At 69.1% G+C, this 14,095-nt stretch carries 13 protein-coding genes; 8 read left to right on the forward strand and 5 right to left on the reverse strand.

The features are described 5' to 3' along the window. Positions 1-14 precede the first annotated feature (14 nt). Both F620_RS0107980 and ccoS read left to right on the forward strand, forming a co-directional pair. Positions 15-2,504 carry a heavy metal translocating P-type ATPase gene (locus tag F620_RS0107980; protein WP_019570139.1) on the forward strand — a complete coding sequence of 830 codons (2,490 nt, stop codon included), beginning with the start codon at positions 15-17 and terminating at the stop codon, positions 2,502-2,504. Between the two features lie 53 nt (positions 2,505-2,557). Further along, entirely contained in the window at positions 2,558-2,833 is a 276-nt protein-coding gene (gene ccoS / locus F620_RS0107985) for a cbb3-type cytochrome oxidase assembly protein CcoS (protein ID WP_018869087.1), read from the forward strand. Between the two features lie 271 nt (positions 2,834-3,104). On the opposite strand, the gene rpoH is transcribed toward ccoS, so the two are convergent. The 4 genes from rpoH to ftsY all read right to left on the reverse strand — a co-directional run bounded on the left by rpoH (position 3,105) and on the right by ftsY (position 6,733). After that, positions 3,105-3,974 carry an RNA polymerase sigma factor RpoH gene (rpoH, locus tag F620_RS0107995; RefSeq protein WP_019570140.1) on the reverse strand — a complete coding sequence of 290 codons (870 nt, stop codon included), beginning with the start codon at positions 3,972-3,974 and terminating at the stop codon, positions 3,105-3,107. Between the two features lie 143 nt (positions 3,975-4,117). Next, the gene (locus F620_RS0108000) at positions 4,118-5,047 is read right to left on the reverse strand and encodes an ABC transporter permease (RefSeq protein ID WP_019570141.1); all 930 of its coding nucleotides are present in this window, start codon (positions 5,045-5,047) and stop codon (positions 4,118-4,120) included. Beyond that, positions 5,044-5,721 carry a cell division ATP-binding protein FtsE gene (ftsE, locus tag F620_RS0108005; RefSeq protein ID WP_019570142.1) on the reverse strand — a complete coding sequence of 226 codons (678 nt, stop codon included), beginning with the start codon at positions 5,719-5,721 and terminating at the stop codon, positions 5,044-5,046. The genes F620_RS0108000 and ftsE overlap by 4 nt, the downstream gene beginning before the upstream one ends. Before the next feature lie 7 nt (positions 5,722-5,728). Further along, positions 5,729-6,733 carry a signal recognition particle-docking protein FtsY gene (gene ftsY, locus F620_RS0108010; RefSeq protein WP_019570143.1) on the reverse strand — a complete coding sequence of 335 codons (1,005 nt, stop codon included), beginning with the start codon at positions 6,731-6,733 and terminating at the stop codon, positions 5,729-5,731. Between the two features lie 55 nt (positions 6,734-6,788). Between ftsY and F620_RS0108015 the strand changes: the two genes are divergently transcribed. From F620_RS0108015 to F620_RS0108035, 5 genes are all read left to right on the forward strand, one after another. Further along, positions 6,789-8,186, forward strand: coding sequence for a pitrilysin family protein (locus tag F620_RS0108015; RefSeq protein WP_051081242.1), 1,398 nt, complete (start codon positions 6,789-6,791; stop codon positions 8,184-8,186). Beyond that, positions 8,186-9,481, forward strand: coding sequence for a pitrilysin family protein (locus tag F620_RS0108020; RefSeq protein ID WP_019570145.1), 1,296 nt, complete (start codon positions 8,186-8,188; stop codon positions 9,479-9,481). The genes F620_RS0108015 and F620_RS0108020 overlap by 1 nt, the downstream gene beginning before the upstream one ends. Then, a complete protein-coding gene (gene rsmD / locus F620_RS0108025) occupies positions 9,465-10,115 on the forward strand; it encodes a 16S rRNA (guanine(966)-N(2))-methyltransferase RsmD (protein ID WP_019570146.1) in 651 nt (216 codons plus the stop codon). Before F620_RS0108020 ends, rsmD begins: the two co-directional genes overlap by 17 nt. Positions 10,116-10,211: 96 nt before the next feature. Then, positions 10,212-11,834 (forward strand): BCCT family transporter, encoded by a 1,623-nt coding sequence (locus F620_RS0108030; RefSeq protein ID WP_019570147.1) that lies wholly within the window; start codon positions 10,212-10,214, stop codon positions 11,832-11,834. 9 nt (positions 11,835-11,843) lie between these two features. Next, positions 11,844-12,722 carry an NAD(P)-dependent oxidoreductase gene (locus F620_RS0108035; RefSeq protein WP_019570148.1) on the forward strand — a complete coding sequence of 293 codons (879 nt, stop codon included), beginning with the start codon at positions 11,844-11,846 and terminating at the stop codon, positions 12,720-12,722. Positions 12,723-12,728: 6 nt separating this feature from the next. Here the strand turns inward: F620_RS0108035 and F620_RS0108040 are convergent, their stop codons facing one another. After that, positions 12,729-13,634, reverse strand: coding sequence for a fructosamine kinase family protein (locus F620_RS0108040; RefSeq protein WP_019570149.1), 906 nt, complete (start codon positions 13,632-13,634; stop codon positions 12,729-12,731). Between the two features lie 71 nt (positions 13,635-13,705). On the opposite strand from F620_RS0108040, the gene F620_RS0108045 reads away from it, so the two are divergent. Further along, on the forward strand, positions 13,706-14,089 hold the full coding sequence (locus F620_RS0108045; RefSeq protein ID WP_018869099.1) for a group III truncated hemoglobin: 384 nt from the start codon (positions 13,706-13,708) through the stop codon (positions 14,087-14,089). Positions 14,090-14,095: the final 6 nt, after the last annotated feature.

A 14,095-nucleotide genomic window follows, 5' to 3' on the forward strand; every position in this document is an offset into this window, starting at 1 on the left:
CGTCTGACCCTGTCGTGAGCCAGCATGCGGTGAACGAACCGGCCCCGTCGGAGGCGGCGCCGGAGGAGCACTGTTTTCACTGCGGTCTCGAGGTGCCTCCCGGTGCCGACTACCCGGTGGAGTTCGAGGGCACCTGTCGCCCCACCTGCTGCCCCGGCTGCCAGGCCGTTGCGGGCGCGATCATCGAGCGCGGCCTGGGGTCGTATTATCATCATCGCACCGCGCCGCCGGCCGCATCGGGCGACAGCATCGTCCCCGACGAGCTGCGCGAACTCGAACTGTTTGACGCCCCGGCGGTTCAGCGCCAGTTCGTGACGGCGCGCGAGGCCGCCTCGGGTGAACGTCGCGAGGCGTCGCTGATCCTCGAGGGCATCACCTGTGCGGCCTGCGTCTGGCTGAACGAGCGCCACGTCCAGGCACTGGACGGCGTCGAGGAATTCCGCGTCAACTACTCCACGCATCGGGCCCGGGTGACCTGGGACCCCGAGCGTCTGGCGCTGTCCGATATCCTGCGTGCGATCCGGGACATCGGTTATCGAGCCCATCCCTACGACCCCGGCACACGCGAGCAGGCGCTGGCCCGCGAGCGCGGGCTCGCCCTGCGTCGCCTGGGGGTTGCTGCCCTCGGCATGATGCAGGTCATGATGCTCGCCGTGGCCCTGTGGCTGGGGGAGGGAGATCCGCAGCACGAGTCGATCATCGATTTCATGCGCCTGGTGGCCGCGATATTCGCCACACCGGTGGTGCTGTACTCCGCGATTCCGTTCTATCAGAGCGCGTGGCGGGACCTGCGGCACCGACAACTGGGTATGGACGTACCGGTCAGCATCGCGATCATCGCGACCTACCTGGCCAGCCTGTGGGCGGTGTTCTCCGGCACCGGCGAGCATGTCTATTTCGAGTCGGTGGTGATGTTCGTCTTTTTCCTGCTGACCTCGCGTTACCTCGAGCTGATGGCGCGCCAGCATGCGAGCGAAGCGGTGGATCGCATGGACCGTCTGGTCCCGGCGATCGCACGCCGGGTCACCGACAATGGCGAAACCGAGTCGGTGCCCGTGGCGGAGCTCGAGCCCGGCGATCGGGTGCAGGTACGCCCGGGTGAATCCGTGCCTGCGGATGGCGTGGTGGTGGACGGGCGATCGACGGTGAACCGGGCCCTGCTGACCGGGGAACCCGAGCCGCGTCCGGCGAGTGCCGGTACCGACGTGGTCGGAGGCACGGTGAACGTCGAGAGCCCGCTGGTGGTGGAGGTCCGCCGGGTCGGAGCGGAGACCACCCTGGCGGCGATCCAGCGGCTGCTGGATCGCGCGCAGACCGAAAAGCCCCGGGTCGCGCGCATGGCCGAGGCGGGTACCGGGTGGTTCGTCGCCGCGGTGCTGGTGCTCACGCTGCTGGCCGGGCTTGTCTGGTATTTCCTGATCGACCCGGCCCGGGCCCTGTGGGTGATGGTCGCCATGCTGGTCGCGACCTGCCCGTGTGCCCTCGCCCTGGCGACGCCGGTGGCGCTCACCGCGACCACGGGGACGCTGACGCGCGACGGCGTTCTGCTGACCCGGGGCTCTGCGCTGGAGGTCCTGCCACGCGTCACCACCGTGTGTCTGGACAAGACGGGCACGCTCACCGACGGCCGGCCCCGGCGGGTGGCGACCGAGGTCCATGACCCGGCATTCGATCCCGGGCGCGCGCTGGCCTGGGCCGCGGCTCTGGAGCGGCATTCCGAACACCCGCTGGCACGCGCGCTGGTCGCCGAGGCGGGCGCGCAGCCGGTCGCGGCCGGGGTCGAGAATCACCCCGGCGAGGGTCTGACCGGCACGATCGACGGGCATCCGGTCGCTGTCGGCGGCGCGTCGCTGATGCCCGCCGTCCCGCCAACCGGCCCGAATACCTCGCCCGACCCGCTGGCCTCGCCGGTGTGGCTGGCGGTGGACGGCCGGGTGGTGGCGACCTTCTGGCTGGCGGATACCCCGCGCGCCGAGGCCGCGGACACGGTCCGGGCCCTGCAGGACCGCGGCCTGCGGGTGGTCCTGCTGACCGGCGACCGGCCCGAGGCGGCAGCGAGTTTCGCCGAGCGGCTCGGGATCGCGGAAGCCCACGGGGGCTTGTCGCCGGACGACAAGCTGGCCCATGTGCGCGAACGTCAGGCACGTGGCGAGTGCGTGCTGATGGCGGGCGAGGGGGTCAACGATGCTCCCGTGCTGGCCGGGGCCGACGTATCCCTGGCGATGGGCGGCGGCAGCAGCCTCGCGCGCACCCGCGCGGACCTGGTGCTGCTGTCGGATCGCCTCGACCGTCTGCCCGGCGTGTTCGAGCGGGCCGGGGCGACGCGGCACGTGATTCGGCAGAACATCATCTGGGCCATCGGCTACAACGTCGTGGCCCTGCCCGTGGCCGCTTCCGGCATCCTGACCCCGTGGCTGGCCGCGCTGGGGATGTCGCTCAGTTCGCTGCTGGTGGTGGGCAACGCCCTGCGCCTGCGGCCGCCGCGCCCGCGTGACTCGACCTGAGCGGTACCCGCGCGGGGTTTTGACGCCCGCGGATGCCTCCGTACACTGGAGGCATGAACATCCTGTACCTGCTCATTCCGCTGGCCATGCTGTTCGCCCTGGTGGTCGGACTGCTGTTGCTGTGGGCGATCCGCTCCGGACAGTACGATGACCTCGAGGGGCCGGCCCACCGTATCCTGATGGACGACGATGACCCCAGGATTCCCACGCAGCCTCCGGCCAGCGGGTCCGGCGGGCGCCGGGCGGAGAAGGAGCGGCATGAGGACGACGGGCAGTCTCGGGCGTCCCGGCGTCCGGAGGAGGCCGGTTCGGGCGCGCGCGACGGCTGACCCCCTTGCGCCCGTCGCCGAACCGGCTTAATCTTGCCCCCGAAAACGTAATGGATGTTGAGGTGCCGTCATGCGTAACTGGTTTACCTTCGAGAATTTCCCGCTGACCTTCACGGCGGCGCTGATCATTTTCTCCTGGTTCAGCTTTTTCTCGGTGATCCTCTTCGGCTGAGGGGCTACCGGAAGACCGCGAACGCAAAAGCCCCCGGCGACGCCAATCGCCGGGGGCTTTTTCGATCACGGCCCCTGCGAAAGGGCGCAAATCCGCGAATCAGTCGGCGAAGGCCGTGCGGATCTTGCGGATTGCGGCATTCTCGATCTGCCGGATGCGTTCGGCCGAGACGCCATGTTCCGCCGCCAGCTCGTGGAGCGTGGCCTTCTGCTCGCCCATGTAGCGGCGCATCAGGATGTCGCGCGACCGCTCGTCCAGGCCTTCCAGGGTCTCGCCCAGGCGCGAGCGATAATGCGCCTCCCAGTCGGCCTCCTCGGCCACCCGGGCGGGATCGTCGCTCATGTCCTCCAGGCTCAGGCGCTGTGCCGGCGCCAGGGCTGCGCGCTCCTCGTCATCGCTTTCGGGCAGCGGGTCGAAGCTGGTGTCCTGGCTGGCCAGGCGGTTTTCCATCTCCCAGACTTCCGCCTCGCTGACGCCGAGGTCTTCGGCCACGGCCGACACCTCCTCGCGGTTCATCCAGCCCAGGCGCTGCTTGGCACTGCGCAGGTTGAAGAACAGCTTGCGCTGCGCCTTGGTCGTCGCGACCTTCACGATGCGCCAGTTGCGCAGGATGTACTCGTGGATCTCGGCCCGGATCCAGTGTACGGCGAAGGAGACCAGGCGCACGCCCTGGTGCGGATCGAAACGCCGCACGGCCTTCATCAGGCCCACGTTGCCTTCCTGGATCAGATCGCCCAGCGGCAGGCCGTAGCCCCTGTAGCCGCGGGCCACGTGCACCACGAACCGCAGGTTGTGCAGAATCAGGCTGCGGGCGGCCTCGAGGTTGTTGCGCTCGTGCAGTTCCAGCGCCAGTTCGCGCTCCTGCTCGGCGTCCAGCACCTCGATCTGCGATACCGCCTGCATGTAATGATTGAGATCGCCCACCGGGACGGGCATGTCCGCGCGATGGGGCATCAGTGCCTGACTCATGGATTCGCATCCCTCCGTTCGTAACCGTTTCAACCTTAGCACTCGATTCCTTGGAGTGCTAAGCCCCGCAGGAGTTCCGGAATATGGGGTGTCCGGCCCGTATTTCAAGCCAGCCGGCTGCGCGGGGATTCACCTGCGGAGATTCAGGGGGCATCGCGCAGGGCATGGCCGCTGCCCAGCCGCGCTCCGGCCCAGCCGAGCAGCACCGCCGCCGTGATGATGCCCAGCGCGACTTCCGGTCCCGGCAGTCGCAGCGCGTAGTCGATGTCGAATGCCCCGGCGGCCGACTCCAGCGGTTCGCGCGCCTGCCAGGTGCCGAGGTAGAGCAGGAGCACGGCGAACAGCCCGCCGCCCAGCCCGCCATAGATGCCCCCATAGAGCGACGGACGGCGCAGGAAGCGGTGGGTTGCGCCACTGATCCGCGCGATGGTGATCTCCTCGCGCCGCTCGCGCAGTTCCGACGCGCTGGCCAGCGCCAGCACCAGCAGGGCACCCAGGCCCAGCAGGCCGGCGACGATCGTGAGGACCCGCGTACCGAGCTGGTACAGCGCGTTGAGCTGGCGCACCCACTCGTCATCGCTGACCAGCGTAGCGTCGGGGAAACGCTCCGCCAGGGCCGTCTCGAGGCGCGTGACCGTTTCCGGATCACTGCGCTGCGGCACCACGTCCAGGGTGTCCGGCAGGGGGTTGCCGTCCATCCAGTCGAGCAGGGCCGGGTCGGCCAGGTCGGCGCGATAGTCCTCCAGGGCGCGTTCGGCCGGGACGGCCGTCACGCGGCCGACATCCGCGAGCCGCTCCAGCTCCCGCGCGTGCTGCTGCAGTGCGCCGGATTCGCCGGCTTCCAGATAGACCGCGATGCGCGGTTCATGGTCGACGTGCGCGGAGAGTGCCCGCGCATTGTCCAGCAGGACCCACAGGAATGCGGGAAGCGCCAGGATGAACCCCAGCACCGCGATGCTGATCAGGGACATGATCGGGGCCTGCAGCCGCCGTGCGAGGCTGCGCCGGGCGGCGTCCGCGTGGGCCTCGCGCCAGGCGCCCAGGCGGTCGCGCAGGGCCCGGGCGCGGTTCATGCGCCGGCCTCCTGGCGTGCGCGGGCCTCGATGCGCCCGTCCTCCAGATGCAGCACCGGGTGCGGCATGCGTTCCACCAGCTCCTGGTCGTGCGAGGCCACCAGCGCGGTCATGCCGATCCGGTTGAAATCGGCGAACAGGGCCAGGATCTCGCGTGACAGTGCCGGGTCGAGGTTGCCGGTGGGCTCGTCCGCCAGCAGCAGGGACGGGCGATGGACGATCGCGCGGGCGATCCCGACCCGCTGCTGTTCCCCGGCCGACAGGGTCTGCGGCCGTGCCCCCTCGCGCTGCAGCAGGCCCACCTTGTCCAGCGCCGCACGCACCCGGCGGCGGATCTCGGGTCGCCGGTACCCCATGATCTCCAGCGGCAGGGCGATGTTGTCGTACACCGGGCGGTCATACAGCAGGCGGTGATCCTGGAAGACCAGTCCGATGCTGCGGCGAAACTGCGGGATGTCGCGCGCGGAGAGCTGATCGAGATCAAAGCCGTTGACCCGCAGGCGGCCACGGGTCGGACGTTCCAGCCCGGCAATCAGGCGCAGAAGCGTACTCTTGCCCGCACCGGACGGGCCGGTGATGAACGCCATCACCCCGGGGTCGATCTTCAGGCTGACCTGACTGAGGGCCTCGGAGTGGGAGCCGAACCGCTTGGTGACGCGCTGCAGGAAGATCATCGACGGGTCAGTCGTCGTCCCGGCCGAGCAGGGCCCGTACGAAGCGGCGGGCGTCGAAGGGCTGCAGGTCCTCGGGCTTCTCGCCCACGCCAATGAAACGCACCGGGACGCCCAGCTGTTCCGCCAGGGCGAATATCATCCCGCCCTTGGCGGTACCGTCCAGCTTGGTGACGACGATGCCGGTCAGGCCCAGCGCCTCGTGGAACTGCTGCGCCTGGCTCAGGGCGTTCTGCCCGGTGCCGCCGTCCACCACCAGCAGGACCTCGTCCGGGGCCTGCGCGTCCAGCCGGCCCATCACCCGCTTGACCTTGCGTACTTCGTCCATGAGGTTGGTCTGGGTGTGCAGGCGCCCGGCGGTGTCGGCGATCATCACGTCGATGCCGCGCGAGGTGGCGGCCTGAAGGCCGTCGTAGACGACCGAGGCGGAGTCGGCGCCGGTCCCCTGGGCGATCACCGGCACCTCGTTGCGTTCGCCCCAGTTCTGCAGCTGTTCCACCGCCGCGGCGCGGAAGGTGTCGCCGGCGGCCAGCATCACGGAGAAGTCGTCGGCGCGGAAGTGATGGGCCAGCTTGCCGATGGTGGTGGTCTTGCCCGCGCCGTTGATGCCCACCACCAGGATGGAGAACGGCCGCCCCGGATCATCGGGCAGGGTCAGCGGTTCGGAGACCGGTTCCAGCACCTCGATCATCGCGTTTTCCAGCGCGTCCATCAGCGCTTCGGCGTTGTCGAGCTCGCGCCGCTTCACCTCGCCGGTGATTCGGTCCATGATCTTCTGCGTGGCTTCCAGGCCGACATCCGCCATCAGCAGGCGCTCTTCCAGTTCCTCGAAGAGCTCGTCGTCGATGCGCCGGCGGAACAGGCTGCCGAGATCGGCGTTGAGCACCTGGCCGGTTTTGGACAGGCCCTGGCGCAGGCGCCGGAACCACCCGCCGCGCGCCGGTTTTTCCTCGGCGGCCGGCGTGGCGTCGTTCGCGGAGTCTTCGGACTTTTTCTTTTTGCGGAAACCGAACATGCCGGGAGAGGTCTGTTGAGAGATTCACAATCCTAGCACGAGGCAGGAGCGCAAAATGCGTGTTCACGTCCCGGGGTTGGCCCCGTTGCTGTTTTGCCTGACCGCCCTGTTCGCGGCTCCCGCCGCGGCATCCGGTTCCATCACCGACAATGTTGTCGAGACCCGTCTGGACAACGGTCTGACCGTCCTGGTGCTGGAGGACCGGCGGGCGCCGGTGGTTTCCACCCAGATCTGGTATCGCGTGGGCTCGGCCGACGAATACGGCGGGGTCACCGGCATCTCGCACATGCTGGAGCACATGATGTTCCGCGGCTCCGAGGCCTTCGAGCCCGGCGAGTTTTCGCGCGTCGTGTCGCGCCTGGGCGGCCGCGAGAACGCGTTCGTCGGGCGCGACTACACCGGCTATCACCAGCTGCTGGGCAGCGACCACTGGGAGACCCTGCTGGAGATGGAGGCCGAGCGCATGCAGCACCTGCGCCTGACCGAGGAGGAATTCCTGCCCGAGCGCGAGGTGGTGCGCGAAGAACGGCGCCAGCGCGTCGAGGACCGGCCCAACGCGCGCCTGCGCGAGGCGTTCATGGCCACGGCCTTCCATGCCGATCCCTACGGCCAGCCGGTGATCGGCTGGATGAGCGACATCGACGAGTACAGTGTGGAGGCTCTGCAGGACTGGTACGACACCTGGTACACCCCGGACAATGCGGTGGTCGCGGTGGTGGGTGACGTCGACGCCGAGGCGGTGGTGGCCGCCGCCGAACGCCATTTCGGCGATATCCCCGCCGGCCCCGGCGTGGAACGTCCGGCACGCAGCGAACCCCCGCAGACCGGTGAGCGCCGCATCACCGTGCAGGTGCCGGCCGAACTGCCCTACGTGATGATGGGCTGGAAGGCGCCGTCGCTGAATTCGCTGGAAGAGCCGGATGATGCCTATGCCCTGCTGGTGCTGGAGGGGGTGCTGTCCTCCGGCGAGGCCTCGCGGCTCGCCCGCGAGCTGGAGCGCGGGCGCGAGATCGCCGGCTCCGCCTCGGCCAGCTACAGCCCGTTCACCCGCCGTGACGGGCTGTTCATGCTGGGCGGGGTGCCGGCGGCGGACACCGATCCCGGGGAACTGGAGGCCGCCCTGCGCGAGCAGATCGAGCGCCTGCGCGAGGAGCCGGTGGGCGAAGATGAACTGGAACGCGTGCAGGCGCGGGTCGTGGCGTCCGAGGTCTACGGCCGCGACTCGGTGCATGCGCAGGCGTCGCAGCTGGCGATGCTGGAGACGGTCGGCATCGGCTGGCAGGAGCTGGGTGCCTTCGTCGAGCGGGTGCGCGCGGTCACCGCGGAGGATGTGCGCCGCGTCGCGCAGGAATACCTGGTGCCGGAGACCCTGACGGTGGGGATCCTGGATCCGCTGCCGCTGGACGAGCGCGAGTCGGAGGAACCGGCCGCCGAGTATGGAGGTGCCCTGTGATGCGCTGGACGGGAGTGTTGCTGGCGGTGCTGTTCGCCGCGCCGGCGGCGGCGATGGAGATCGAACGCTGGGAGACCGACGAGGGCCTGCGGGTGCTGTACTTCGAGGCGCCCGAACTGCCCATGGTGGACCTGCGCCTGACCTTTGATGCCGGTGCGGCGAGGGACGGCGAATTGCCGGGGCTGGCGCGCATGACCAGCCGGAGCCTGCGTCACGGCACGACGGAGATGGATGCCGATGCGCTGGCCGAGCGCTTCGAGTCCGTGGGTGCCCGTTTCAGTACCAGCTCGCAGCGGGACATGGCCGTGGTCTCGCTGCGCAGTCTCACCGAGACGGACTGGCTCGACACCGCGATGGAAACCCTGACCACGGTGCTCGCGGAACCCGCCTTCCCCGAGGACGACTTCGACCGGGCGCGGCGCCAGGCCCTGCTGGGACTGCAGCGGGAGCGTCAGGAGCCGGGCAGCGTGGCCGCGCGGCGTTTCCACGAGCTGGTTTACGCCGATCATCCGTACGCCAACTGGCCGGCGGGGGATCGCGAGAGTCTGGAGGCGCTGAGCCCCGAGGACGCGCGCGGCTTCTTCGAGCGGTATTACACGGCGCGCAACGGCGTGCTGGCGATCACCGGCGGCGTGGATCGCCGGCAGGCCGAAGCTCTGGCGGCGCGTGTCTCGCAGGCCCTGCGCCCCGGTGAACCGGCCGAACCGCTGCCGCCGGTGCCGCCGCTGGAGGGTGCGGTGACGGAGCATGTCCCGTTCCCCTCGGAGCAGGCGCACATCCGCATCGGCGCACCGGCCCTGCGGCGTGGTGACGATGCCTATTACCCGCTGACCCTGGGCAACCACGTCCTGGGCGGAGGTGGCTTCACCTCGCGTCTGTTCCGCGAGCTGCGCAGCGAGCGCGGACTGGCCTATTCCGTCAGCAGCGGGTTCGGGTCGCGCGCCGCGGAGGGACCGTTCAGCGTCTCGATGCAGACCGGCACCGAGCAGACCGGCGAGGCGGTGGAAGCCCTGCACGAGCAGATCCGGCGCTGGCATGCCGAGGGCGTGGAGCCGGCCGAGCTGGAGGCCTCGCGCGCCAACGTGGTCAACGGTTTCCCGCTGCGCCTGGCGTCCAGCTCGGGGATCGTGTCGCATCTGGCCCTGATCGGTTTCTACGATCTCGGCGCGGATTATCTGACGCACTACCCCGCACGGATGGAAGCGGTGACGCCGGACGACGTGCAGCGGGCCATACGGGAACGGGTCGATCCGCAGGCCCTGGTCACGGTGATCGTTGGTGGCGAAGAACCGTAGGCGCGGGGCGGGTTCCGCGGGGCGCCGCGGCCACGAGTCCCGGGTCCGCATCATCGGCGGCGCGTGGCGCCGGCGCTGGCTGCCGGTGGCCGACGTACAGGGCCTGCGTCCTACCGCCGACGCCCTGCGCGAGACCCTGTTCAACTGGCTGCAGCCGCATCTGCCCGGTGCGCGGGTGCTGGACCTGTACGCCGGTACCGGGGCCCTGGGGTTCGAGGCCGCGTCGCGCGGGGCGCAGTCGGTGCTGATGGTGGAGCGCGACCGGCGTGCCGTCGCGCGGCTGCAGCAGGCCGTCGAAGAGCTGGGCGCCAGCGGCGTGGAGGTGCGCTGCGCCGATGCGGCGCGCCTGCTGGAGGCGGGCCCGGACGTCGCCGCCCCGTTCCACGTGGTGTTCCTCGACCCGCCGTTCGAGCGCGACCTGCTCGCCCCGGCTCTGCGCACCCTGGCGGGTGAGGGCTGGCTGGCGCCCGGGGGGCGCGTGTATGTCGAGCTGGAAGCCCATCGCGACCCGGCGGAGGTGACGGGGGCGCAGTGGCACATCCTGCGCGAGCGCACCGCAGGGCAGGCCCGGGGGCTGCTGCTGGAGCCGGCGGAGCCGCTTTTTTGCAGTACCCCGGGGCATTCGCTACCGTAGGATCATCCGTTCAAGGCATTTCCATCCGCGTGCGGGGCCGGCGTCAGCGTCCCACGACCCGGCCGCCACGCTACCCATGCACAAGGGGAGTCATCCATGGATGAATCATCCACCCCCGGTCTGTCCCAGACGCGCGTGCGCGGCTTCGGGGTCATCTGCAGTCCGGTCTTCATCATCGCCAGCATCATCATCGTGGCCTTCGTGCTTTTCGGGGCGGCGTTTTCCGAGACGGCCGAAGGCCTGTTCGTGCAGACGCGCGACGGCATCTCCCGTTACCTCGGCTGGTACTACATGCTGGTGGTGACGATCTTCCTGATCTTTGCCCTGTACCTGATGTTCAGCCGTTACGGCGGGGTGCGTCTGGGCGATCAGTTCGAACCCCCGCGTTTCAGCTATGCGTCCTGGTTCGCGATGCTGTTCTCCGCCGGCATGGGCATCGGGCTGCTGTTCTTCTCCATCGCCGAGCCGATGTACCACTACATGTCGCCGCCGCATGCCGAGGGTGAATCCAGCGCGGCGGCGATGGAGGCGATGCGCTACACCTTCTTCCACTGGGGACTGCACGCCTGGGCGATCTACATCATCGTGGGTCTGTCGCTGGCCTACTACGCCTACCGACACAACCTGCCGCTGCTGATCCGCTCCTCGCTGTACCCGTTCATCGGCGACCGCATCTACGGCCCGTGGGGGCACCTGGTCGACATCCTTGCACTGTTCGGGACCATGTTCGGGGTCGCGACCTCGCTGGGTCTGGGGGTCATGCAGATCAACTCGGGCCTCAACTTCGTCTTCGGCATCGAGGAAACCACCCTGAACCAGGTCGTGCTGGTCGCGATCATCACCCTGATCGCGGTGGGCTCCGTGGCCTTGGGCGTGGACCGCGGGATCAAGCGGCTGTCCAACTTCAACATCGGCCTGAGCGTGGTGCTGATCGCGCTGCTGCTGGTGCTCGGGCCCACACTGTTCATCCTGCGGACCCTGGTCGAATCCACCGGGGTCTATGTCCAGAACCTGCCCGCGATGAGCCTGTGGGCCGATACCATCGAGGATTCCGGCTGGGCCACGACCTGGACCATCTTCTACTGGGGCTGGTGGATCTCCTGGGCGCCGTACGTCGGCATGTTCATCGCGCGGGTCTCGCGCGGGCGCACCATCCGCGAATTCGTGACCGGCGTGCTGCTGGCGCCGACCGCGGCCGGGTTCGTCTGGCTGTCGGTGTTCGGCGGCACGGCCATGGGTTTCCAGCTGGAAGGTGTGGCCGACGTGGCCGGGCAGGTGTCCGAACAGATGGAGACCGCGCTGTTCCTGACCATCGAGGCCCTGCCGATGCTGGACTGGATGGCGATCGCGGTGATGAGCGCGGCAACCCTGCTGATCGTCACCTTCTTCGTCACCTCCTCGGACTCCGGTTCGCTGGTGATCGACACCCTGGCCTCGGGTGACGTGCGCAATCCCACCGTGACCCAGCGCGTGTACTGGGCCGTGGCTGAAGGGATAGTGGCTTCGGTGCTGCTGGTGGCCGGGGGGCTGGGCGCGCTGCAGGCGGCGGCCATCAGTGTCGGCCTGCCGTTCTCCATCGTGATGCTGATCATGATGGTGGGGCTGTACCGCTCGCTGCAGCAGACCGAGGCCGTCACGCCCAGCCGTTATCAGCGCGAGGCACCGCCGCCGCATACGCTGTTCGGCTACACCGAAGACCTCGACGAGAAGATCCGCTAGGAGGCATCGATGTCACAGGTGGCACTGCTGGGCTGCGGGCTGATGGGGACCCCCATGGGCCTGCGGCTGCTGGACGCGGGGTTCCCGCTGCAGGCATACAACCGCACCCCGGCGCGGGCCGAGGATCTGGCCCGCGCCGGGGCAACCGTGTATTCCACCCCGGACGCCGCGGTACAGGGCGCGGACTGGGTGATTCTGATGCTCAGCGATGCCCTTGCCATCGAGTCCGTGCTCGCCGATCTGTCCCCGGGAACGCTCGACGGGCGCTGTTTCATCCAGATGGGCACCATCCTGCCGGCCGAGAGCCGGGCCCTGGGCGAGCGCGTGCGGACGGCCGGAGGGTGCTATGTCGAGGCCCCGGTGCTGGGGTCCATCCCCGAGGCGCGCGACGGGCGGCTGCTGATCATGGCCGGTGCCGAGCATGAGGTGGACGTGGAGCGGGTCGCCCCGGTGCTGGAGGCCCTGGGCAGCACGGTCCGGCATGTGGGCGGCCCGGGGCAGGGCGCCGCGCTCAAGCTGGCCTTCAACCAGCTGATCGCCAGCCTTACGGCGGCATTCTCCCTGAGCCTGGGACTGGTGCGGCGCGAGGGTGTGGAGGTCGACACCTTCATGGAGATCCTGCGCGAGAGCGCCCTCTACGCACCCACCTTCGACAAGAAGCTGGACAAGATGTGCTCCGGGGAATTCGGGACCGCTAACTTCCCGGTCAAGCATCTGCTCAAGGACGTGCGCCTGACCCATCAGGCAGCCGCCGACGCGGGACTGTCCGACCCCTGGTTGCCATTGCTGGCGGATCTGCTCGAGCAGGCCGCCGATCGGGGGCTGGGCGATGCCGACTACTCGGCCATCTATTCGTCCATCGTGCCGGAGGCCGGCAACCGCGACTGACCCGCGTCAGCGCACTTCGGCGAGCAGCTGCTGTGCCATGCGCTCGGCCTGCGAGCCGTAGCCGCCGCCGAACAGGTGGTCGTGGTTGAGGATGTGGTACAGGTTGTACAGCGTCCGGCGGGTGGCATAGCCCGGATCCAGCGGCCGCTGTTCGCCGTAGGCCGCGAAGAAGTCCCGCCCGGGGTGGCCGAACAGTTCCATCATCGCCAGGTCGGCCTCCGGGTCGCCGTAATAGGTGGCCGGGTCGAACAGCGTCGGCCGGCCGTCGCCGAGGAAGTCCCAGTTGCCGCTCCACAGGTCGCCGTGCAGCAGGGATGGCTGCGGGCGGTAGTCCGTAAAGAAGCCGTCCAGGCGCTCCTCCAGCTCGGCCAGGGTGTCCAGACGCCCGCGCGGGGCCCCGCGGTCGCGGGCCAGGCGGCGCTGGAACCCCAGGCGCTCCTCGCGATAGAAATCCACCCAGTCCGCATGCGGCCGATTGGACTGTGGCGTGGATCCGATGAAATTGTCCTCGTCGAGGCCGAAGCGGCTGGCGGTGTGCGAATGCATGTCGGCGATGCCGTGCGCCAGCGCCACCGCGTCGCGCGGGCCGCCCAGGTCCAGGTCCTCGATGATCAGGAAACGGGCGCCGGCGGCCTCGCCGGTGCCGATCACCGCGGGGATCTTCAGTACCTCGCAGCGCTGCAGTTCGGTCAGGCCACGGGCCTCGGCGGCGAACATGCCGGCGTGGTCGCCGCGGTTGAGCTTGACGAAGAAGCGGCGGCCGTCGGTGCCCTCCAGACGCAGGGCCTGGTTGATGGAGCCGCCGGAGCGCGCGCTGCGGCCTGTCGCCTCGAACGGCACTCCGGTATGGTCCGTGATGCACCGGGCCAGGGCGCCGGTCAGGTCGTCGTCCCGTGCGCTGCTTCGCGTCATGTGTCTGTCTCCCGTGGCGGATGTGGCTGACAGGTTAACCACTACACACCCCGAACGTCAGGAGTCCCGAGATGGCCTTCCGCAAACTGGAACCACTATGCGACAAGATCGGGGCGGAGCAGATCCGCGCCGTGATCGACGAGTTTTATCGCCGCGTGTCGGCCGATCCGCGGATCGGGCACCACTTCGAGCGCATCGAGGATTTCGAGGATCACGTGCGCCGGATCAGCGATTTCTGGTACCAGAACCTGGGCGGGCGCCTGGAACAGCCACCGACCATCGACATGGTGGGCAAGCACGCGCCGCTGAAGCTGACCGAAGACGACCTTCAGGCGTGGATGGAGCACTTCCGCGCGACCACCGACGAGATGCTGGATCCGGCGCACGCGAAGGAATGGCAGCAGCTGGCCGAGGGTATCGCCAGCCGCATGCGTCAGGACATCCTGACCGGCTGAGGCGGC

Source organism: Thioalkalivibrio sp. ALE11, from assembly GCF_000381205.1.
Taxonomy (GTDB): Bacteria; Pseudomonadota; Gammaproteobacteria; order Ectothiorhodospirales; family Ectothiorhodospiraceae; genus Thioalkalivibrio.